Below are 21,482 nucleotides of genomic sequence, written 5' to 3'. Positions count from 1 at the left end.
AATTTAAGGCAGAGATTCTCAGCAACAATACCTTTCAGCGAAAATAAACAACTCGTGCATCTAGCCCGTGATATCTCAACAAATTAGACCAGCACTGTGCTTGCGCCCTGTGTGCAAATCCTCCGGCGTGTATGTAAGGCCCCAGTTTATGCTGTGCTAGAAAGGCATCGCCAATATATCTCTTGACCGTATCTAATACTGTGTCTGAATTGCTGGGAACAACAACCACATAAGGACGGGTTGCAACTCTGCCAATGACGATAACATTGCCCTGGCTGACACTATTATTGCCTGATTGGGTAACTGCGGGTGAACTATTGGCAATGCAATTGGGAGGCTGCGCCGAAGTTTTGCTGATTAAAGCTTGCCCTAAAAAAGTTACGATAATTACTCTAATCAGATATCTGTTCACTTACGTACAAAGTTCTTATAGCATTTTTGAATACCCAAGAAATTTCTCATCCCTAAAGGTTTTGACTTTGCTTAGGTTGGTAAAAAAAATACCACATAAGTGAACTTGGGCGCAACGCGATTTTAGGAAATAGCCTTCGGATTCTCTTATTTTTCCATAAAACTAGGTATTTTAGCTGCAATGGTTACATTCGCCGCAGACATCGCATCGTGAAATTAACATTTAGTATTATTGCCAGCAGTTTTAGCGTCAGATAAAATTTAGTCCAGAGTGGCTGAGTCAAGTACACATTTGACTTGATGACAAATGCTACAATAATTACACAGTTTTGGCTGGCGCAGCTTAGATTTGCGTGAATTAGAAACAATGGGACAAGCTATGCTATTGATTAATTAGATCCGCAATTGGTGTTCTGTCATGGAACTATTCACTATTGGTCACTCCAATCACAGCATTCAAGATTTTATTGAGCTTCTGCAAAAACATGATGTAACTGCACTGGCTGATGTGCGATCGCATCCTTATAGTCGTTACTTACCCCATTTTAATCGTTCATTGCTTAAAGATGCCCTTGTAAGTACAAATATTCATTATGAATTTCTAGGGCAAGAATTGGGGGCTAGATCGGAAAATCCAGAATGTTATGTTGATGGTAAAGCTGTATATGAAAAAATAGCTGCTACTGAATTATTCGGCAAGGGTATTAAACGTGTACTTAAAGGTATAAAGTCTTATAAAATAGCCCTGATGTGTGCAGAAAAAGACCCGATTTTTTGCCATCGAGCAATTTTGGTTTGTCAACATTTACGAAATGTTCCTCATTTGGCAATTAATCATATTAAAAGTAACGGTGAACTAGAATCACATCACCAACTTGAAGACAGATTATTAGGTAAACATGGATTGAAACAATTAGCTCTTGTACCAGCTTCCGTGCAGTTATCTCTTTTTGATGAAACTCCAGCTAATAATCAAAACCAGAATTGGCTCACAAGAGAGGAGTCTCTCCAAGAAGCCTACAGGTTACAAGGTGATGAAGTTGCCTATGTAGATAAAAGAGGAGTTGAACATGAATAATTCGGTTAACTTATTTACCATCGGTTTTACCCAAAAAACTGCCCAAAAATTCTTTGAAACTCTCGTTAACTCTGGAGTGAAGCGAGTTATAGATACAAGGCTAAATAATGTCTCTCAATTAGCAGGATTTAGCAAAAAGTCAGATTTAGAATACTTTCTGCAAAAAATTGGGAATATTGAGTATATCCACAGTATTGAATTAGCACCGACAAAGGATATCTTAGACGAATATAAAAAAAATAAAGGTGATTGGGAAGTTTATGAGCAAAAGTTTTTCCAACTAATGGCTGAACGAGAAATTGAGAAAAAAATTAACCCAGAGATATTAGATGGTGGTTGTCTTTTATGTAGTGAAGCCAAACCCCATCACTGTCATCGCCGCTTAGTGGCGGAATATTTAAATGGTAAGTGGGGAAACATCAAAATATGCCATCTTTAAAACGAATTGTTTGTCTTGCCAATTCCTGGAAACTTAAAGAGCGCTGCATTGCGGGAATTGATTTGGATACTGGCAAATGGATTCGTCCTGTATGTGAAAAATATACCGAAGATGGTCGCGTTCCGAGAGAAGTTAGGCTTGTAGAAGGTAAAGAACCAGAATTATTAGATATTCTTGGTATTCCTTTGGCAGATACAGGTACTGATTTTGGATTTGAATGTGAAAACTTAACCATACTATCGGGCAGATGGCAAATATTAGGCAAAGCTTCACCCGCAAGCTTACTATCTTTTTTGGAAAAAACTCCTGTTAATTTGAACTATGAAGACTATATTCTTCATAATTCAATTAAATATGTCAATGTTTCCTATCTACAATCCCTGCCTTTCCCAGAAAGACGTACACTACAACTAATTCATGCTACCAAGTTTTGTGTACAGCAAAAAGAAGGTAATAAAGGATTCAGAGAGTGGAAAGGTACACTAGAAACATCTGATGGTAAACGTTTAACTGATGCTAAAATCACTGATCCAGTATTTATCAAAAAACTGGAAAGTGGATATCAAATCAAAGGTGAATACTTGGTAACAGTAAGCTTAAGTTTACCTTGGGCGTATAATAATTGGGAAGGTGAACCTCCTTGCTGGAAACTCATAGCAGGTATGATAGAAATTTCTGAATCTCCAAATGAACAAAATGATTTAATTGTTCAAACAGACCAGGAAATAGAGCGAATAGGTTGGGATGTAACCCAAGGACGTAGATATTTACAGCACAAGTTTAATAAGCAATCGCGTCAACAGTTGACTTTGTGGGAATTAACCCAATTCTTAAATTATCTGAAATCTCTCCCTGATGACTCTGATCCGCCTTCAGAATCCAAAATCTATTAGAAATCTCCTACAAAAAATTTAAGGACAATTCATGTATTGTCCCTACAAGGGTTGTGGAAAAAGCATATTTCAATGCGGTCGATATCTATTGGGTAAAAACTTTGACAGTATTACCTGGGATAGATACTTGCACTCGTGCGCCTATAGGTAGAGGAATATCAGCTATGGTGCGAGCGTGAATTTCTTTCCCAGAAGCGGTTTTTAAACAATAGAGATACTCACGTCCTAAAAATCTGCGACTGTGGATAAATACAGGCGAATCAGTGGCTGCTTCTAATCTTAAACCTTCTTGACGGATCATGATTTCGCCTGTGTCGTTTGTGTAATCAACTGGTACTTCAAAATTACCTACTTCGGTTTCCCAGATATTACCTTGACGACGGGCGGGAAGGAAGTTAGCCTGAGTCACAAATTCGGCGACAAATCTGGATGCTGGATGAGTATAAATTTCTTCTGGTGTGCCTAGTTGCTCTAAGTGTCCTTGCTTCATTACCCCCACTATATCGGAAATAGCTAATGCTTCTTCTTGGTCATGGGTAACAAAAATGGCTGAAGTACCCGCAGCTTTCAGGATGTCTCGGATTTCTTCGCGCAACCGTAACCGCACTTGAATATCAAGGTTGCTGAGGGGTTCATCCAACAGCATCAGTTGCGGTTGGCGTGCTAAGGCGCGGGCGAGGGCGACTCGTTGCTGCTGTCCACCTGATAGTTCGTAAGGGTAGCGTTTTTCTAAGCCTTGCAGGTTTACTAATTCAATGACTTCGGCGATACGTTTTTGGATTTGCTCTTTTGTGGAATTTCTCAGCCCAAAGGCGACATTTTCGGCGACGTTCAAATGGGGAAACAGGGCGTAGTCTTGAAAAACAATGCCGATATCTCTCTGTTCGGCTGGGACAGAAATAGAACCCTCGCAAACTATTTTACCGCCAATTTCAATTTTTCCTGATTGCACGTTCTCAAAACCCGCGATCATTCGCAACAGTGTAGTTTTACCGCAACCAGATGGGCCGAGCAATCCCAATATATCCCCTTGTTGCAGCGTTAAGGAGACATTATCGACGGCGGGCGCGACATTTTGGGAAAACTGCTTGGTGACATTCTCTAATTGGACAATTGCTTGTTGCATAGTAGATAACAGGGGAAATAAGGCGATGAGTAAATTAAAATTTTGGTTGTGTTTCGGCTTTAGGTGTGACTTTCTCTTTTTTAACGTTTTCTTGAGATAACACTAATAAGGTGGAACCCATAGAAACGAGCAGCATTGCTAGAGAGGAGGCCGCAGCGTCGGCAAAATCGACGTTTTCTGTGGCTTGCCAAATTTGTGTTGCTAAGGTGTTGAAGCCTATGGGTGCTAACAGCATGGTTGCAGGTAGTTCTTTAATGGCTGTGAGAAAGACCAAGACTGCACCACTGATTACTCCAGGTCTGACTAGGGGTAAAGTCACTTCTCTAAGGGCTTGCCAAGGATTTCTGCCTAAGCTGCGTGCTGATTCTTCTAGCTGGGGATTTACTTGTAAAAGGCTGGTGCGGATTGCTCCGACTGATTGGGGCAGAAATAACACTAAATACGCAAATACCAACATTGGCAATGTTTGATAGAGGAATGGTAAGTAGTTAGCACCAAAAAAGACCAAGGATAAAGCTACTACAATTCCTGGTACGCCAAAACTTATGTAAGAGCAGCGTTCAATTATGGCGGTGATTTTAGTGGGGAATCTGACTGATAAAATGGCTACAGGTAATGCAAATATTGTAGCGGCGATCGCAGCTAATCCTGCTGCTGAAATTGAGTTAAAAATGCTGGGTAATAAGTTGGGAAAGCTATATCCTACATTGAGTCCCCGAATTAGCCAAAATAAAGTAATCCCGACTGGTAAAACTACACCGAAGCTAGTAATCAGGAAGCAAAAACCGAGGGCTGGCCATTTCCAAATGCCCAATTTGACAATTTTGGGCGGACGCAAAGACGCAGAACCACGACTATAATATGCAGCACGCGATCGCACTCGATACTCTAGCCATAAAATCAACAGTACCAGTGTCACTAACATTAACGATAACACTGCGGCTGTATTGCGGTTAAAGCTAGCTTTATATTGGATAAAAATTACTCGTGTAAAGGTATCAAACCGCATTAGCGTCGGTGAGCCAAAATCGCGTAATGAATACAAAGCTACCAATAATCCCCCGGCAATCATGGATGGTTTCAGTTGGGGTAAAACTACCTTAAAGAAGGTCTCCTTACTGCTATAACCCAAACTGCGTCCAGCTTCCTCTATCGAAGGATCTATACCTTGTAATCCAGCACGGACACTTAGTAATAGATAAGGATAAGTAAACAAGGTGATGGCTAAAACAGCCCCTGGAAAACCATAAATTGAAGGTAACTCTTCTACCCCCAAAGGTTGTAGCAATAACTGTAAAAAACTCCCTCTTGGTGCTAAGGCAGCAATTAAAGCAAAACTGCCCACATAGCTCGGAACGGCTAAGGGTAATGTTGTTGCTACTAACCAAAATTTACGTCCAGGTAAGTCTGTCCGCACGGTTAAAAATGCTAATGGTACAGCAATCAGTGTGGAAAATAAAGTCACTGTTGCCGCCATCGCCGCACTATTCAAGAAAACACCGATATTGCGGGGACGAGAAATTAATGCCCAGAACTCATCCCCACCAATACCTACTGCACGGATAACTAAGTATACTAAAGGCAGCATAATAGCCAATGCTACTACCGCCGCCGCTAAAATTAGAAATAATGGAGGGCGAACCGATGATTTCAACTCTTAAAAAACTCCTGCCTTTTGTAGCAATTCTCAGGTTCCTGGCACATCATTCAAGTTTGTCAGGTTAACTTTGGGTGTCTTAATCTGGTTCAATGATACTTTTATTTAATCAGGAATATTTAGCAATAGTTCTGCTATCCTCAATTATTATCACTAAGTGTTAGTGGTAAGCAAGAAAACTTCTCAAACTTTTCCAGATTTTGAAGTTTTGCCTGCATTACCTGACTAACTTATAGTGTTGATAACAGCTTAAATGATTGCTACTTCCTGCAATAGTTTCAGTGTATTATCCAAATCATCGAGGTTACTCAAATCAATTTGTTTGTCTTGTTTGCGAACTTCACTGAGTGATTTCAAATTCCCTTTAGCAGCAACTCCAGAAGCTAAAGGATACTCAAAGGTTTCATTAGCAAAGTAGTTTTGAGCATCTTCATTGAGCAAAAATTCGGCAAAACTTTGAGCAATATTTGGATTCTTGGCACTATTAAGAATTGCTACGCCTGCGACATTAACTAAAGACCCAATATCTTCAGTAAAATGATGCGCCACTGGAACTTCAGGATTATCTGTTTTGATTCGTTCCAGATAGTAATGATTAACAAATCCTACAGCTATCTCACCACGGCTTAAAGCTTCTACTATTGATGTGTTGTTAGGATACACTTTGGCATCGTTAGCTTTGATACCTTCTAACCATTCCTTAGCTCTCTCCTCTCCCTCAGCAACTCGCAAGCCTGTAACAAAGGATTGAAACGAGCCATTTGTAGGGGCCCAACCAATTTTACCTTTCCATTTCGGGTCAGTCAAACCAAAAATAGATGAGGGTAACTCCTCAGCTTTGACCAAATTTGTGTTGTAATCTATTGTACGTACTCTACCTGTAACACCTACCCATTGTCCTTCTGGAGAACGGTAAGCACTATCTACCTTATTCACCAGAGAACTTGGTAACTGTGCGGTTCTACCTGCTTTTTGCAAAGCTCCCAAAGCGCCTGCATCTTGACCAAAAAATACATCTGCGGGACTATTTGTGCCTTCTTCCAAAATTGCTGATGCTAATTCAGCCGTATCACCATAACGGACTTGAATTTTAGCACCAGTTTTTTCTTCAAACTGCTTAATTAGTTCACCGATGAGTTTCTCATTACGTCCTGAGTAAATGACTAATTCTTGCTCTAACTCTGTAGCGGCTTGTCCTAAATCTGTGGCGGTTTGATTAGAATTAGCATCACAAGCAACGGCTAATCCACCGCTAGCAGTTGCTATTCCGACTAAATAAACAAATTGGCGACGCTTCATACCTTTCTCCAAACAAAAAATCTGAATATTATCTATTTCTCAAATAGATTTTCACGAAAAAATAAATCGGCATGATCACCACTTGAGATAGTAGTTGTGATCTCCTTGCCAATTCAATTCAAAGTCACTTATTTTCTGGTGTTATTGCAATTTTTTTAGCTCACACTATTGATAACTATTGGAAATTAAGTTCCAATGTATACATGACATTATTTTCTATTAAATCAGAATTTTTGTGTAAAAGCAATCATATACAGATAGGAATTATTCTTCTATAGTCATGGGGTGTGAGGTCAAAAGAAGCAGGGGAGAGACTGGGACAAGGCTTGTACTCCAGATCAAGCGTCCTAGAACCAGCGCACTGAGCAGTTCTACTGGCTCACTGTATCACTTGCCGAAGTGGACGGGGCTTGATACCCATGTTCCGCTTCTCTACGAGACGCTACGCGGTAAGCGGAAGCTATGCCGAAGGCTTTACGCTCCACAGCAGTGGAATATTTTTTAAATTGGAAGTCCCTTATGGTTGTATACAAAGTCTCTACAAGGATTCAGACACCAAGAAGATTTTAGATGGGTTTGTCGAGGTAGAATTTACTTACAGGTATTTTCAGGTAAATAGACCACTCGGTAGGGGCGCAAGGCCTTGCGCCCTGATCACAGATGTGGTTCAAATACATGAAAACTGATGTAAAGAGCTTAATTTTAGGAGTAATATTCTGTCTCTGCAATTTATTTCCCTTCCCCCTTCTACTTCTCAACCACCCGCAGGTTTAATTGTCTGCTTACATGGTTGGGGATCTAATGCTGAAGATGCTGCATCTCTAGCACCTTTTTTCAATTTACCTAATTACCAGTTTTTATTTCCCAATGCACCTTTTCCTTTTCCCAATTCCCCTACAGGTAGGGCATGGTATGACCTGAGACAGGAAAATATGTATGAAGGTCTGGCAGAAAGTCAGCAATTGTTAATAAACTGGTTGCAATCCTTGGAGAGTAGTACTGGTGTACCGTTGTCACGCACTATTTTGAGTGGATTTTCTCAAGGTGGGGCGATGACTTTGGATGTGGGGCTAAAATTGCCTCTAGCCGGATTAGTTGTGATGAGTGGATATTTGCATCCTGATATAGCCACAACAGCTAAAGGTGATTTTCCCCCGACTGTAATTATGCATGGTAGATATGATGAAGTTGTGCCACTGCGAGCTGCCTTAAAAACACGGGAAGTTACAGAGACTCTGGGAATTGCGGTAGAATATCACGAATTTGATACGGGGCATGAAGTTCGCCCTGAAATGTTAGATATACTACGCAATTTTGTGATAAATCTCATTGTCTAGGACAACAAGGCATAAATATTACAACCATTTGTAATAAAAAGCTTTTTTATGGCTTCTCCCCTGCCCCCTGCCCCCTGCCCCCTTTCCCCTTTTCTAGTCTGAAGTCCAAATTTTTTGCAAAATATGGTAAAAAGATTGCAAGGTTTTCGGAAATGTACGCCATCTAGTGAGTAAGATAGATTGGGTAGCAGCGTCAAGCGCAACTCAAATTCGTGCTGGGTGAGAATTCTGCATAAGGGAGGGGCAAAGATTATGACAACTTTAAGCATTTCTAAGAAAGATATTTCTGCTATGAGTACGGCAGATGTCCAAGAGTTGGCTAATCGTCTGGAAGAAGATGATTATAGCAATGCTTTTGAGGGTTTAAATGATTGGCATCTATTACGTGCGATCGCTTTTCAACGTCCTGAGTTAGTTGAACCCTATATCCATCTCTTGGATTTAGAAGCCTACGACGAAGCATAACAATTTTAACATTAGGAGTGAAGGGTTATATTTCTAACTACTTGCTCCTAATTTTCACTATGTTAAATCTCCAACCCCAAAGCCCAAACCGGACAAAAAGGGTGATAATTGGTGTAGGTGGTGGTATCGCTGCCTACAAAGTTTGTGAATTAGTTTCTACGCTGTTTAAAACTGGGGTAGAAATTCGCGTCATTCTCACCCAGTCAGCACAACAATTTATCACGCCTTTAACTTTAGCTACCCTCTCTCGTCATTGTGCATACACAGATGATGATTTTTGGCAAGCAAGTCACTCGCGCCCGTTGCATATTGAGTTGGGAGAATGGGCGGATTTGTTGGTAATTGCGCCGTTGACGGCTAACACATTAGCAAAGTTAGCTTATGGTATGGCTGATAATTTACTGACAAATACAGTGTTAGCTTCTACTTATCCGGTGTTGTTAGCACCAGCTATGAATACAGATATGTGGGAACAGTTAGCGGTGCAGCGCAATTGGCAACAACTGTTAACAGATAGCAGATATCATGGTATGGATACAGCATCGGGGTTATTGGCGTGCGATCGCATCGGTGCTGGAAGAATGGCAGAACCCCCAGAAATTTTAACTTATATTCAATCACTTTTACACACTGGCGGACAGCGAGATTTAACAGGTAAGTGTGTATTAATTAGCGCTGGCGGAACCAGAGAATATTTTGATCCCGTGCGGTTTATTGGTAATCCTTCCACGGGAAAAATGGGATTAGCTTTAGCCCAAGCCGCACTGCATCGAGGGGCAAACGTTACCCTGGTACATAGCCCAGCTACTTGGGATGTACCATTAGGAGTGCAAGCTGTACCTGTAGTTAGTGCCGTAGAAATGCAGATGGCAATGCAGTCACATTTACATAATGCTGATGTAATTATTATGTCCGCCGCAGTGGCAGATGTGAAGCCTAAAGATTATAGTTCAGAGAAATTACCCAAGCGATCGCTTCCCCAATCTCTACCTTTAGAACCCGTACCAGATATAATTGCTCAATTAGCAAAACTCAAACAACCCCATCAGCTGTTAATTGGGTTTGCTGCACAGACTGGAGATATTATCACCCCAGCTATGGCAAAGTTGCAGAATAAAAATTTAGATATGATTGTTGCTAATCCCATAGATAAACCTGATAGTGGTTTTGGTAGTGACAATAATCAGGCGATATTCTTAGATAAACAAGGAAATCAGCGAGAAATTTCACCTTGTTCTAAATTGCAAATGGCACATTATTTATTTGATTTTTGTCCTAAAATTTAACACTTCTGACGAACTGCGAACTTTGTGCATACTTAATACAATTCCGCCCATCTAATTTAGCAGCATATAAAGCCTGATCTACAACTGCTAGTAAATCATGGGTAGTTTCTCCATGATAAGGAAACACACCCAACCCAGCCGAAACAGTCGCGGATATTTCCTGGTCTACAAATTGCACTCGCATAGCTTGAAACGATAACCGGATGGCTTCAGCGTGGTCAAAAGCCCTCTCGATTGTCATATCGGGAAACACTAAGACAAACTCTTCACCACCATATCGGTAGACAATACCGTGAGAATCACTATGTTGGCGAAGTAATTCTCCAAATCTCTGGAGTACGCGATCGCCTGCCTGATGCCCAAATGTATCATTAATATGCTTAAAATAATCAATGTCCATAATCATCACCGCTACTGAATAACAATCTCGCGTCGCTCGTAACAATTCTTGGGGAAGTGTCTCGTCGAAATAACGCCGATTGAATAAACCCGTTAATCCGTCTCGGATAGCTTGTTCGCGGAGTTGCGCCTGTAACTTCTCAATTTTGATTACCTGTTTTTGTAAATATTTATTCGCCCGTCGGAGTTCCAGATCAGCTTGATATTGTTGCGTAATATCACGTAAAGTTATCAGATAACCCGTTAATTTTCTGCGGTTATTGTGTAAGTTACTAACCAGTATTTCTACATGACGAGGCGTGACTGCATCGATGAATATCTGCGTTTTGACGCTTTCATCTTTTTGGTAAAGCTTGACGATTTCTGGCAATTGGGGCAGAATTTGCTCGGCAAATTGTCCAATATGCACTTTTTTAGCCCCAATCAAATGTTTTGCCGCCGGATTAATGTCAACAATGCGGTTTTTGTGATCCAACACCAGCACGCCGTCACTCATCTTTTCAATCAAGGTGTCTCGTGCTACAGGAAGCAGGTCAAACATCCGAAAGCGAAAGAGGTTTACAAAACAGGTCAGTCCGGTGAACATAAAACTCATGGGTGTAATATTCAGACCGGGGGGAGTTATCTTTAGCATATATAAGCTAGCTCCCAACAGTGGTAGACCTGCACCAGCTAATACGATCCAAGACTGCTGACGATAGAGAACTGAAGGTAGTAAGGCTTTTTTCAATAGGATAATTATGCCTGCAATTGTATAAACATAAACACAGACCATTACCCAGATAAAACCGATTCCATGTTGATAAATCACAACATTGCTGCCATTGGGATCAGGCAAAAAGCCAGACCAGACCAGACTATGGAATTCGTTCGTTGCCACTAAAGCCACATTAAATGTAGGGATAGCCCATAGCAACGCTGTATTCCGAGGTGTTAGCCAGCGATTTTTGTTGGTAAAGTGTAACGCAAACGTTAAGAAAAACGTAATTACACTACCTGAGCCAACATACTCCAGCTTTGACCAAAATATTTTTTCTGGAAGCATGACAACTACTGCTTCCATAGCTGCAACTGTAGCGTATCCGGCGATCGCCAGCATCATCAAAATGAAAGGATTGCTAGCAGTACAAATTGAACGCCTCTGCCAAGCAGCAAAGGCAACAATAGCTGCAACTATTGCAGTCAGGCTAAGAATAAAAAAATATATGTTCTGCTGCACGAGCATCATCACGGATTATCTAACGGTTAATATTCAACTTATTTCATCAAGTTAAATCAGTAGTTATATTTACATAATAAGTTAAGTATTTCGTCACAAGTGCCATAACTCACCCCGAAAGCTAAAACTTGCATAATTTGGGCAGACTACAGGCAGCGTCAAAGATTAAGAGATAATAGCTGTAACACCTGACTAATTCGGGCTTTGTTTTTCACAGCGAAGGGTTTGGAAATGTTTACCTCGTCAGAGACTCCCGTTATTGGGATAATTTTGTTAATTGCTTTAAGTATTTTAGGTTGGGGCTTTTATCGCGCTAGACCTTTTGGAAAACTGGGAATCTTAGCCTGGTTGCAGTCGGTGGTGTTAATGACTCCCTGGCTGCTGTTCTTTGGTTTATTTGCCGCCGGAATTTACATCAATATCCTTGGTATATTGATTTTAGTCGTAACTTCTGCTGGGTTGTACGTCTTCTTAGGCAGACAATTACGCGCCGCAGGACAAGACGCAATTATTCAGCAAAAAGCAACAGAAAGGCTAGCTGCTGAAGAATCAGCAGGCGAAAATACTCCCAAAGTCGTAGTAGCAGAACTCAAAATTGAAGCACTGCCAATTCCTGAAGAAGACTTAAGTGCTATTAAAAGCATTTTCGGAATTGACACATTTTTCACCACAGAAACCATCTCTTACCAAGAAGGGGCGATTTTCAAAGGTAATATGCGGGGGGAACCAGAAGAGATTCACAACCGCCTCACTGCAAGTTTGCAAGAAAAGTTAGGTGATAAATATCGACTGTTTTTAGTGGATAGTACAGACGGTAAACCTGTGGTGATTGTCTTACCTAGCCGTAATGACCCACGTCCGATGACGTTACAGCAAAAATCCTTTGGGGTGATTCTGCTGATAGCCACAATCGCCACTTGTTTGGAAACTGGGGGATTATTGCTGAATTTTGATTTATTTAGCAATCCAGAAAAGTTTGCAGCAGCTATACCCATAGCGACTGGGATATTCGCAATTTTGGCAACGCATGAAATTGGACATTGGTTGCTGGCTCGTCGTCACCAAATCCGCCTCAGCTGGCCTTTCTTTTTACCAGCTGTGCAAATCGGTTCTTTTGGGGCAATTACTCGCTTTGAGTCTCTGCTGCCCAATCGTAAGGTACTATTTGATATTGCTTTGGCAGGGCCAGCAGCAGGTGGTATCCTTTCATTGCTAATGTTAATCGTCGGTTTGATACTTTCCCACCCAGGTAGTTTATTTCAATTACCCAATCAGTTTTTCCAAGGTTCAATTTTAGTCGGTAGCTTGGCACGGGTTGTTTTGGGTTCAGCTTTACAATCAGATGTTGTCAGCGTCCATCCTCTGGTAGTGATTGGTTGGCTAGGTTTAGTTATCAATGCTTTGAATTTGATGCCAGCCGGACAGTTAGATGGTGGTCGGATTGTACAGGCTATTTATGGACGCAAAACCGCAGGACGAGCCACTGCGGCTACTTTAATTCTACTGGGGCTAATTTCTCTGGGTAATTCTCTGGCTATTTATTGGGCGGTTGTGATTTTCTTTTTACAAAGAGATTTAGAACGCCCCAGTTTAAATGAAATCAGCGAACCAGATGATGCTAGGGCGGCTTTAGGTTTATTGGCGCTGTTTTTAATGATTACGACTCTTCTACCTTTAACTCCCGGTGTGGCGGGAAGGTTAGGAATTGGCGGATGAGCAGGGAGTGGGGGAGAAGCTTCGACTTCTCGATTACTAAACAAAATTCTTTTTTTAACGAACCGCCAAGTACGCCAAGTACGCCAAGTGAAGAAAGAGAAGGAAGAAATACTTCAGTGAATTTTAGCTCTATTCCCACACTCCCCACACACACTCCCCTGCCCCCTGCCCCCCTGCCTCTTTAAGGTTTCCAGCCTGTGAGTAAGTTTGGATAAGTCTTTGGGGTGGGGAATATTTTTTTGAAGCCAATTTGACGTTTTAGGGGCTGTTCTTGGCTGAGGTTCCACAGGGTTTCGTAGAAGAAGAATGAGACTCCGGCAAATTTGCGATCGCGCACTTTTTCTACTTGTGTTTTAATTTGTTCTATGGGTACGGTTCTACTTTTTAAACCGGATAAAATGCCGATACTCACAGGAATATGGCTACGGGCGGCTTTGACTTCTGGATACTCTAGTTCTTTGATAAATACGTTCAAATCATCTCGATATATCTGCAATACTAAGTCTTCTACCAGTCCCATTCTTTCCCATCTCTGCCAGTCGGCTAGATAATATTCGTAGGAGAAACGCTGGGGGTTAGGTGCAACGGAAACTATACAATCTTTTTGATTGGCTTTGATGGCTGTAAATACCCGCTTCATGAAGTCGGTAATTTTGTTAGCTCTCCATCTCACCCATGCGGGATTTTTAGGGTCTTGTGGGGGTGCTTGTCCACGGTGTTCTTTTTTGTACAGGGCTACTGTGTAGGCATCATAGCCTAAATCTGATGGTAAGCCGAAATGGTCATCAAATTGAATGCCGTCAATATCGTAGTTTCTAACGATTTCAACGATTAAATCTTGGATAAATGTTTGGACTTCTGGGTTAAAGGGATTTAGCCACACCCGTTCGTGTATGCCTTCTTTAACAATTTTACTACCATCGCTACGACTGGTAAGCCATTGGGGACGGTTTTTAGCTAGCAGGGAATCAGCCGGAGCCATAAAGCCAAATTCAAACCAGGGAATCACTTTTAAGCCTTTTTTATGTCCCTCGGTGACAATTTCTTTGAGCATATCTCGCCCTTGTAATCCGGGTTCGGGGTCGAGCGATCGCCCAATAACTTTAGCTGCTACTTTGCTAGGATATAATGTATATCCCCAATTCCAGACTACAGGGTAAACTGTATTAAAGTTTAAGTCATTCAGGCGTTGTAAGGCATTTTTTAGGCGATCGCGTTGAAATAAGACGTTACTATCAATATTTGTTAACCACACGCCTCTTAATTCTGGCTTTGCTGTAGTTTGAGCGTTCAGGGGCAGCGATAGCATGAATGTAGCAATCATGCTCAAAGAAACTATCACCGCAAACAAGGCTGGCTTTTGACGGTGAAAAAATTTCCCTCCAATCAACTCCACACACCACTTGAGATATTTTTTCATAACTTTGCTACGGATAGGCTAAAACATAATTCATGACCAGTCTATTTAGACATAAGTTGCGTTACTTTTTGCAAGTTAGAAAACTGACGATTTTTTTCGTAAATTTTTGTAATATTTATCTGAGTTCTGTTCACCCAGTCAATGGATTTAAGTGCATGGGTTGATCTGCGATCGCTCCGTATAGTTCCTGTAAAAAATCAGGAACAAATCATCATAATGCCCGCGTCTACTTAGACACTAATCAATACAGGCATCTGCTTATGAAGACTTATTTAAAACAATATTGTATTAACTATCGATCTAGAACGATCACTGCTTTAATTTTGACTGGCATTTTATCTGTTGGTAGTGGATATATAATGCTCGAAAGTGCCACTGCTGGTTCTACAGATTTCACACCAAAAACCAAGAATGAAGTATTAGCAAGAAATCACAAAAACCGCTTGCCACCTAACATAGCTAATGCAGTCCAGCGAGATTTAGCCCGTAGACTGAGAATTCCCAATAAAGACATAAAAATAATTGATTATCGTCAACAAACTTGGAAAAATGGTTGTTTGGAATTGCCTCAACGTAATGAGCTTTGTACTCAAGTGTTAGTTCCTGGTTGGCGAATTGTCCTATCTAATAACAAACAAAACTGGATATATCACACCAATGACAACGGGCGTTCTTTACGGTTAGCTTCCGCAAATACACCCAGAGATACACCCAGAAATCCATCCAGAAATCTACCTGAATCTGTAAAAAATGCGGTTTTCCAAGCCGCTTCACAACGTTTACAAATACAAACTTCTCAGCTAACCATCATTGAGGCTCAACAACAGACTTGGAATAATGGCTGTTTAAACTTAGCTGCTGCTGATGAATTCTGTACCCAAGCTTTAGTTCAAGGTTGGCGCGTCACTGTCGGCGCAGGTAATCAAACTTTGGTGTATCACACTAATCAAACTGGTTCTGCAATCAGACTCAATGAACAAGCTAGCAAAATCACAGATAAACAATTACCCCAAAGAGTCAAAAATGCAGTTATACAAGCCGCTTCGCAACGTTTACAAATACCCACTTCTCGACTAAGCATTATTCAAACTCAACAGCAAAATTGGCGGGGTGGCTGTTTGGAATTGGCGAATCCTGGTGAAGGTTGTACTCGAAATATAGTACAGGGTTGGCGAGTAGTTGTTGGTGCTGGTAATCAAACTTTGGTGTATCACACTAATCAAACTGGTTCCGCAATCAGGCTCAATGAACAAGCTAGCAAAATTGCTAACCAGAAATTACCCCAATCAATTAGCGATGCAGTTTTACGGGATGCATCCAATCGAGCTAGAGCCAAGATTGCGGTAAGTACCAGAAATATTACTCAAGCCGAAAAGGTAGTTTGGACTAACGGCTGTTTAGATTTAGGTAGTGGCCCTTGCACACTAGCATTAGTTCCAGGCTGGCGGGTGACTGTGGCGATCGCTCAAGAAAGATTTGTGTATCATACTGATGAAAGCTCTTTGATTAAATTTAATTCCGCAGCTAGTAAAGTTGTTGGTAATCCAGGAAATGTCGGGGTTGTAGCCATTCCCTCTCGTGAATTGCCTCGACCTTTAACTCAAGGTATGGTGTTTCGACAAATCTCCAGTGGTGGCTTGTTGGGGAAAACCTATGAAACTGTTTTACTTAATGATGGGAATTTAATGCAGGTAAGGATTGGCGACGCTAATGATTCTGAGCGGAGGGTATGGCGCATTTCTAGTCAACAAGTGCAACAGTTTCAGCAATTGCTAGAACGTTCGAGATTTCCGAATCTCAGTTACCCAGCACCTAGAGGTGCGGCTGATTACGTTACCTACACCCTCACCAGCCGAGGCGGTACCATTAAGTATAACGATGTTTCTCAAAATAACCTCCCGCCAGACTTACTTCAAGTAGTCAATACCTGGAATCGGATTATTACCAGCGCTCAAAGGTAAATATGCGTTATCCAGAATCCTTGTAGAGACTTGATAGCAACCCCCAAGACAGTTACAGCTATTTTCAGGTAAATATACCATGCGGTAAGGGCGCAAGGCCTTGCGCCCCTGCGACTCAGGACTTTGCTATCCATGAAGGAGAATTGACTTGATATTTGCCCGTAATTTAAAACTACACTTCATCTATCGGAATATAGTTGTATTTTGGGTAATTTATGATAAAATATTATTTATATAAATACTTCCAAAGATAGTTCACCAACCTAACCCTTAAAAGGTGAGGATTGCCCAAACCAATTTGGGTGACGTAAGAGGTGAATGCCGCATTGAGACAAGGTTTGGTACACACGGCTAAATACTTCCCTAGTTTAGCCTCCTGTAAGCTTAATTGGTTAAGCGTTGGGTCAAGCCAAGACATTCTAACCTTGTTGCACCGAAGGGACTTAAACAAGTTTGCTGGTTCTTGGGCTTATCGCCACTTAAAAACCAGTATTTAAAGCCGTCTTACAAAGACGGGGTTTCAGACCCAGGAGTTTTGATGAGTCATCAAAGCGATCGCTCACACCATAGTTGGGTACAATCTCATAATCCTGCCAAACTAGAGTTAAAACTGCAACAACAGCAACAGAAAGAGCCGATGTTTTACTATTTTGCTTATGGCTCTTGTATGTGTCCCGTAGACTTAAAGCGATCGCTTGGTGAAAACACTCATTCATATATTATCGGCCCGGCAATTTTAAAGAATTATCGCTTAGGGTTCTATTCCTATTCTCCCACTCGCCACTGTGGGGTTTTGGATGTGATACCAGATCCCAACGCCAGCGTTAAAGGTGTACTGTATCACCTACCCTGGCGATTGAGCGCATATCTAGATAAACGCGAAGGTGTTTCCGAAAGTTTATATCGTCAGGAAGCAGTAGATATTCACTGTCAAAATCAGGTATACACAAAAGCGCGTACCTATATAGTAGTTAACAAGCTCACAGAAGAACTCGCGCCAAATGACTGGTATTTTAATGTTGTCCTCCGGGGTGCTGTTACCTGTGGACTACCAGAGGAATATTGCTGGCATTTATTCGATCATATGTACAAATTACAACAACGTCATCAAGAACAGCAAATTTTGCCAACTGCTGAGAAATCTCTATTGCAACTTAGTCCTACGTTGAAAACGACACCGTAACCGCTACGCGGAAGTCAAAAGTCAAACAGCTAATTAAAAAACCTCAAACCGATTTCGGCTTGAGGTTTTTGAGGTTATAACCTTTTTTACTTCCAGTATTTAGGAGAGAAAAGGTTTAATCTAGATTATTTAGTAGCTGTTACGGAAATTACCGCCACCGCCACCACGGTTTCCGCCACCAAAGGAACCTCTATTATCTTCTCTGGGTTTCGCCTTATTTACTTTCAAGTCGCGTCCCATCCATTCAGCACCATCGAGAGCTTCGATAGCTGCTGTTTCTTCTTCATCTGTACCCATTTCTACAAAGCCAAAACCGCGCAGTTGTCCTGTTTCACGGTTAGTAGGTAGCTGTACGCGCTTTACAGAACCATATTCTGCAAACACAGCACTAAGAGTGTCTTGTGTAACTTCGTAAGATAGGTTGCCTACGTAAACTGACATAGATTTTCTCCAAAATCGTAAGAGTGTAGAGATTTCGATTTCGGGGAAAAGTCTGTAAATACCAAAAGGAAAAAGCCTGTCAATACTAAAAACAAAAGCTGATCGCCGAATAAATTCTCACCCCCCCACTATGACACAAAAGCCAAGCACCGGGGGGAATTAATCAAGATTGTTATGAAAAGTCACACAAGCCATTCATAATTAAGTATGACATATCTAGCGATCGCACGTTCACTTTTTTTTAAATAGCTCTGATATTTCCGCACCACCGCCAAAAATATAGTCAAAATAACCATTAAATTAGATATAGGGACTAAAAAAAGAAACTGATGAACGCGATCGCCTCTTCTCTTGCATCTATCATCGCAGAAAAAGCCATTTATCCTTGGGAAAACCTCGAACTCAGCCAGCAAAAACAAATCCAACAAGCGATTATTGCATCGGCAAAACCGCCCAATTGTATCGTCTATCCCAGCACCCAAGACCAACTAGCCGCCGTCATCGCCGAGGCGCACCATCAGAACTGGCGTGTCCTCCCCTGTGGAAAAAGCAGTAAAATTAACTGGGGTGGTTTAGTCAAAAGTGCCGATATCGTAGTCAGCACAGAACGCATCAATCAACTAATTCAACACGCCGTTGGTGATTTAACCGTCACTGTAGAAGCCGGGATGCAGTTTTCCCATCTCCAGGCAATTTTAGCAAAATCGCGGCAATTTCTCGCCCTTGACCCCAGTAAACCCGAATTAGCCACTATTGGCGGTATTGTCGCTACAGCTGATACCAATTCCCTCAGACAACGTTATGGTAGTGTCCGCGACCAGTTACTAGGTATTACTTTTGTCCGTGCTGATGGACAAATTGCTAAGGCTGGAGGGCGAGTTGTGAAAAATGTTGCTGGATACGATTTGATGAAGTTATTCACTGGCTCTTACAGCACATTAGGGGTAATTAGTCAAGTAACTTTTCGGGTTTATCCCCTAGCCGAAACATCTAGTACTGTGGTATTAACTGGCACAGCAGAAGCTATATCCCAAGCTGCAAATACTCTCCGCAGTTCCGCGTTAACACCAACTCAGGCTGATTTGCTCTCCACGCAACTAACTTCTAAGTTAGGCTTAAATCAGGGGTTGGGATTAATTGCACGTTTCCAAAGTATTAGTGAAAGTGTTAAGGAACAGTCAAATCGATTGTTAGCAGTGGGAGAAAAGTTAGGTTTAGATGGGACAATTTATGTGCATGAAGAGGAAGGCTCTCTATGGCAAAGATTGCGAGAACTAATGGATGATTCGGTTACAGATTCTGCTATTACCTGCAAAATAGGAGTATTACCGACTGCGACCGTGGAGATTTTAAATCAAGCTGAATTGGGTTTGATTCACTTGGCTAGTGGTTTAGGTTGGTTGCAATTTGAGGATAAAAATCAGGTTTTAAAAATGCGTCAGCAGTGTGAGGTTAATAGGGGTTTTTTGAGTATTTTAACAGCACCAAATCCGATTAAGGAATCAATAGATATTTGGGGTTATTCTGGTAATTCTTTACAGGTGATGCGCCAAATTAAGGCTCAGTTTGATAGTAAAAATATTTTAAGTCCTGGTCGCTTTGTGGGTGGAATTTAATTTAACAAACCGCCAAGTCGCCAAGGTCGCCAAGGAAGAGAGGAAGAATTTAAATATGCAAGTTTCTGATAATTCTGTGAATGATACTGCTAAGATTAAAAATTTAAAGGGTTTTGATGTTAGTCAGCCACCTGATCCAAAGTTGATTGATAGTTGTGTACATTGTGGTTTTTGTCTGTCTACTTGTCCGAGTTATCGGGTGATTGGTAAGGAGATGGATTCTCCGAGGGGACGCATCTATTTAATGGATGCTATTAATGAGGGTGAAATTGCTCTGAATACTGCAACTGTTCAACATTTTGATTCTTGTTTGGGTTGTCTGGCTTGTGTGAGTACTTGTCCTTCTGGTGTGCAGTATGACAAGTTGATTTCTGCGACTCGTCACCAAGTTGAACGCAATTATTCTCGCAGTTTACCAGATACTTTAATTCGTAAACTGATATTTTCTTTGTTTCCCAATCCTGATTTATTAAGATTGTTTTTGTTTCCTTTGCTGGTTTATCAAAAATTAGGTTTACCAAAGTTGGTGCGGGCTACAGGTTTACTGAAAAAAGTATCTCCCCGTTTGGCTGCAATGGAATCAATTTTACCAAAAATTACTCTTCAATCTTTTCAAAATAATTTACCCGATGTGATTCCCTCCCAAGGTGAGAAGCGTTACCGAGTTGGGGTAATTTTGGGGTGTGTGCAACGGCTGTTTTTCTCTCCTATTAATGAAGCAACTGTACGAGTGTTAACGGCTAATGGTTGTGAGGTTGTAATTCCGAAATCTCAAGGTTGTTGTGCGGCGCTTCCGGAACACCAAGGACAAACGGAACAGGCGAAGACTTTAGCGAGACAAATGATTGATAGTTTTGCTAATACCGATGTCGATTTTGTAATTATCAATGCTGCTGGTTGCGGTCACACTTTAAAAGAATACGGTCACATTTTACAAGATGATCCAGAATATAAAGAAAAGGCTGAGGCGTTTGCTGCTAAGGTGAAAGATGCTCAAGAGTTTTTAGTCAATGTGGGCATGACAGCCAAACTATCACCTTTAACTGATAAACCTTTAAATTTAGTTTATCAAGATGCTTGTCATTTATTACATGGTCAAAAGATTAGTGTGCAACCCCGTCAGATGTTACGCCAAATTCCCGGAGTCAAGTTAAGCGAACCCATAGACGCAGCTTTGTGTTGTGGTAGTGCCGGGGTTTATAATATGCTGCAACCACAAGTTGCTGAAGAATTAGGACAGCAAAAGGTGCAGAATTTATTAAATACTGGTGCAGAGTTAATTGCTTCTGCTAATCCTGGTTGTACGTTGCAAATTACCAAGCATCTGCAATTACAAGGGAAAAGTATTTCTGTGATGCACCCAATGGAGTTATTAGATTATTCAATTAGGGGTGTAAAATTGGATAAATAATCAACGCAATACCCATATTGTAGAGACGCGATTCATCGCTTCTTGATTCATGTTGAACCCCACCCCCAACCCCCTCCCCGCAAGCGAGGCTACGGTGTACACACAAGTGATCTGATCCCCCTAAA

General features: G+C 41.3%; 18 protein-coding genes and 1 pseudogene. 11 read left to right on the top strand and 8 right to left on the bottom strand.

All coding sequences use genetic code 11. From position 1 onward, the window contains the following. Window positions 1-34: 34 nt before the first annotated feature. Complete coding sequence (locus ACM0OW_RS06425) at window positions 35-412, bottom strand: hypothetical protein (RefSeq protein ID WP_414549206.1); 378 nt, start codon at window positions 410-412, stop codon at window positions 35-37. Window positions 413-829: 417 nt separating this feature from the next. Between ACM0OW_RS06425 and ACM0OW_RS06420 the strand changes: the two genes are divergently transcribed. The 3 genes from ACM0OW_RS06420 to ACM0OW_RS06410 are packed head-to-tail and all read left to right on the top strand — an operon-like array spanning window position 830 to window position 2,821. Next, window positions 830-1,489, top strand: coding sequence for a DUF488 family protein (locus tag ACM0OW_RS06420; protein ID WP_414549205.1), 660 nt, complete (start codon window positions 830-832; stop codon window positions 1,487-1,489). Further along, window positions 1,482-1,928 carry a DUF488 family protein gene (locus ACM0OW_RS06415; RefSeq protein ID WP_414549204.1) on the top strand — a complete coding sequence of 149 codons (447 nt, stop codon included), beginning with the start codon at window positions 1,482-1,484 and terminating at the stop codon, window positions 1,926-1,928. The genes ACM0OW_RS06420 and ACM0OW_RS06415 overlap by 8 nt, the downstream gene beginning before the upstream one ends. Beyond that, a complete protein-coding gene (locus ACM0OW_RS06410; RefSeq protein WP_414549203.1) occupies window positions 1,916-2,821 on the top strand; it encodes a dual OB domain-containing protein in 906 nt (301 codons plus the stop codon). Before ACM0OW_RS06415 ends, ACM0OW_RS06410 begins: the two co-directional genes overlap by 13 nt. An 85-nt stretch (window positions 2,822-2,906) precedes the next feature. Here ACM0OW_RS06410 and ACM0OW_RS06405 read toward each other — a convergent pair whose 3' ends face one another. The 4 genes and pseudogenes from ACM0OW_RS06405 to ACM0OW_RS06390 all read right to left on the bottom strand — a co-directional run bounded on the left by ACM0OW_RS06405 (window position 2,907) and on the right by ACM0OW_RS06390 (window position 6,903). Then, window positions 2,907-3,947 carry an ABC transporter ATP-binding protein gene (locus ACM0OW_RS06405; RefSeq protein WP_414549202.1) on the bottom strand — a complete coding sequence of 347 codons (1,041 nt, stop codon included), beginning with the start codon at window positions 3,945-3,947 and terminating at the stop codon, window positions 2,907-2,909. Window positions 3,948-3,981: 34 nt separating this feature from the next. Further along, window positions 3,982-4,512 (bottom strand): ABC transporter permease, encoded by a 531-nt coding sequence (locus ACM0OW_RS06400; RefSeq protein WP_414549478.1) that lies wholly within the window; start codon window positions 4,510-4,512, stop codon window positions 3,982-3,984. Between the two features lie 315 nt (window positions 4,513-4,827). Next, window positions 4,828-5,424: pseudogene (locus tag ACM0OW_RS06395) on the bottom strand (ABC transporter permease); the annotation flags it as partial. A 429-nt stretch (window positions 5,425-5,853) separates the two neighbouring features. Further along, entirely contained in the window at window positions 5,854-6,903 is a 1,050-nt protein-coding gene (locus tag ACM0OW_RS06390; protein ID WP_414549201.1) for an iron ABC transporter substrate-binding protein, read from the bottom strand. 722 nt (window positions 6,904-7,625) lie between these two features. Between ACM0OW_RS06390 and ACM0OW_RS06385 the strand changes: the two genes are divergently transcribed. From ACM0OW_RS06385 to coaBC, 3 genes are all read left to right on the top strand, one after another. Beyond that, window positions 7,626-8,240 (top strand): alpha/beta hydrolase, encoded by a 615-nt coding sequence (locus ACM0OW_RS06385; protein ID WP_414549477.1) that lies wholly within the window; start codon window positions 7,626-7,628, stop codon window positions 8,238-8,240. 252 nt (window positions 8,241-8,492) lie between these two features. Further along, complete coding sequence (locus tag ACM0OW_RS06380; protein WP_414549200.1) at window positions 8,493-8,705, top strand: DUF2555 domain-containing protein; 213 nt, start codon at window positions 8,493-8,495, stop codon at window positions 8,703-8,705. 59 nt (window positions 8,706-8,764) lie between these two features. Beyond that, window positions 8,765-9,991, top strand: a complete 1,227-nt coding sequence (gene coaBC / locus ACM0OW_RS06375; protein WP_414549199.1) for a bifunctional phosphopantothenoylcysteine decarboxylase/phosphopantothenate--cysteine ligase CoaBC — start codon at window positions 8,765-8,767, stop codon at window positions 9,989-9,991. Here coaBC and ACM0OW_RS06370 read toward each other — a convergent pair. Continuing rightward, on the bottom strand, window positions 9,981-11,615 hold the full coding sequence (locus ACM0OW_RS06370) for a histidine kinase N-terminal 7TM domain-containing protein (RefSeq protein WP_414549476.1): 1,635 nt from the start codon (window positions 11,613-11,615) through the stop codon (window positions 9,981-9,983). The genes coaBC and ACM0OW_RS06370 overlap by 11 nt on opposite strands. A 225-nt stretch (window positions 11,616-11,840) precedes the next feature. Between ACM0OW_RS06370 and ACM0OW_RS06365 the strand changes: the two genes are divergently transcribed. Further along, window positions 11,841-13,325 (top strand): site-2 protease family protein, encoded by a 1,485-nt coding sequence (locus tag ACM0OW_RS06365; protein ID WP_414549198.1) that lies wholly within the window; start codon window positions 11,841-11,843, stop codon window positions 13,323-13,325. A gap of 181 nt (window positions 13,326-13,506) precedes the next feature. On the opposite strand, the gene ACM0OW_RS06360 is transcribed toward ACM0OW_RS06365, so the two are convergent. Next, a complete protein-coding gene (locus tag ACM0OW_RS06360; protein WP_414549197.1) occupies window positions 13,507-14,745 on the bottom strand; it encodes a glycoside hydrolase family 10 protein in 1,239 nt (412 codons plus the stop codon). Window positions 14,746-15,005: 260 nt separating this feature from the next. Here ACM0OW_RS06360 and ACM0OW_RS06355 point away from each other — a divergent pair, with 260 nt between their 5' ends. Both ACM0OW_RS06355 and ACM0OW_RS06350 read left to right on the top strand, forming a co-directional pair. After that, window positions 15,006-16,706, top strand: coding sequence for a hypothetical protein (locus ACM0OW_RS06355; protein ID WP_414549196.1), 1,701 nt, complete (start codon window positions 15,006-15,008; stop codon window positions 16,704-16,706). Window positions 16,707-17,244: 538 nt separating this feature from the next. Beyond that, a complete protein-coding gene (locus ACM0OW_RS06350) occupies window positions 17,245-17,889 on the top strand; it encodes a gamma-glutamylcyclotransferase (RefSeq protein ID WP_414549475.1) in 645 nt (214 codons plus the stop codon). 129 nt (window positions 17,890-18,018) lie between these two features. Here the strand turns inward: ACM0OW_RS06350 and ACM0OW_RS06345 are convergent, their stop codons facing one another. After that, the gene (locus ACM0OW_RS06345) at window positions 18,019-18,330 is read right to left on the bottom strand and encodes an RNA recognition motif domain-containing protein (protein ID WP_414549195.1); all 312 of its coding nucleotides are present in this window, start codon (window positions 18,328-18,330) and stop codon (window positions 18,019-18,021) included. 329 nt (window positions 18,331-18,659) lie between these two features. On the opposite strand from ACM0OW_RS06345, the gene ACM0OW_RS06340 reads away from it, so the two are divergent. Together ACM0OW_RS06340 and ACM0OW_RS06335 are read left to right on the top strand one after the other, a co-directional pair. After that, entirely contained in the window at window positions 18,660-19,946 is a 1,287-nt protein-coding gene (locus ACM0OW_RS06340; RefSeq protein ID WP_414549194.1) for an FAD-binding oxidoreductase, read from the top strand. 55 nt (window positions 19,947-20,001) lie between these two features. After that, window positions 20,002-21,357: a (Fe-S)-binding protein gene (locus ACM0OW_RS06335; RefSeq protein WP_414549193.1), complete on the top strand. Its 1,356-nt coding sequence runs from the start codon at window positions 20,002-20,004 to the stop codon at window positions 21,355-21,357. Window positions 21,358-21,482: the final 125 nt, after the last annotated feature.

It is taken from the genome of Anabaena sp. CCY 0017 (assembly GCF_963920885.1).
GTDB lineage: Bacteria > Cyanobacteriota > Cyanobacteriia > Cyanobacteriales > Nostocaceae > Nodularia.
This window is presented reverse-complemented; position numbering and strand designations above follow the sequence as displayed.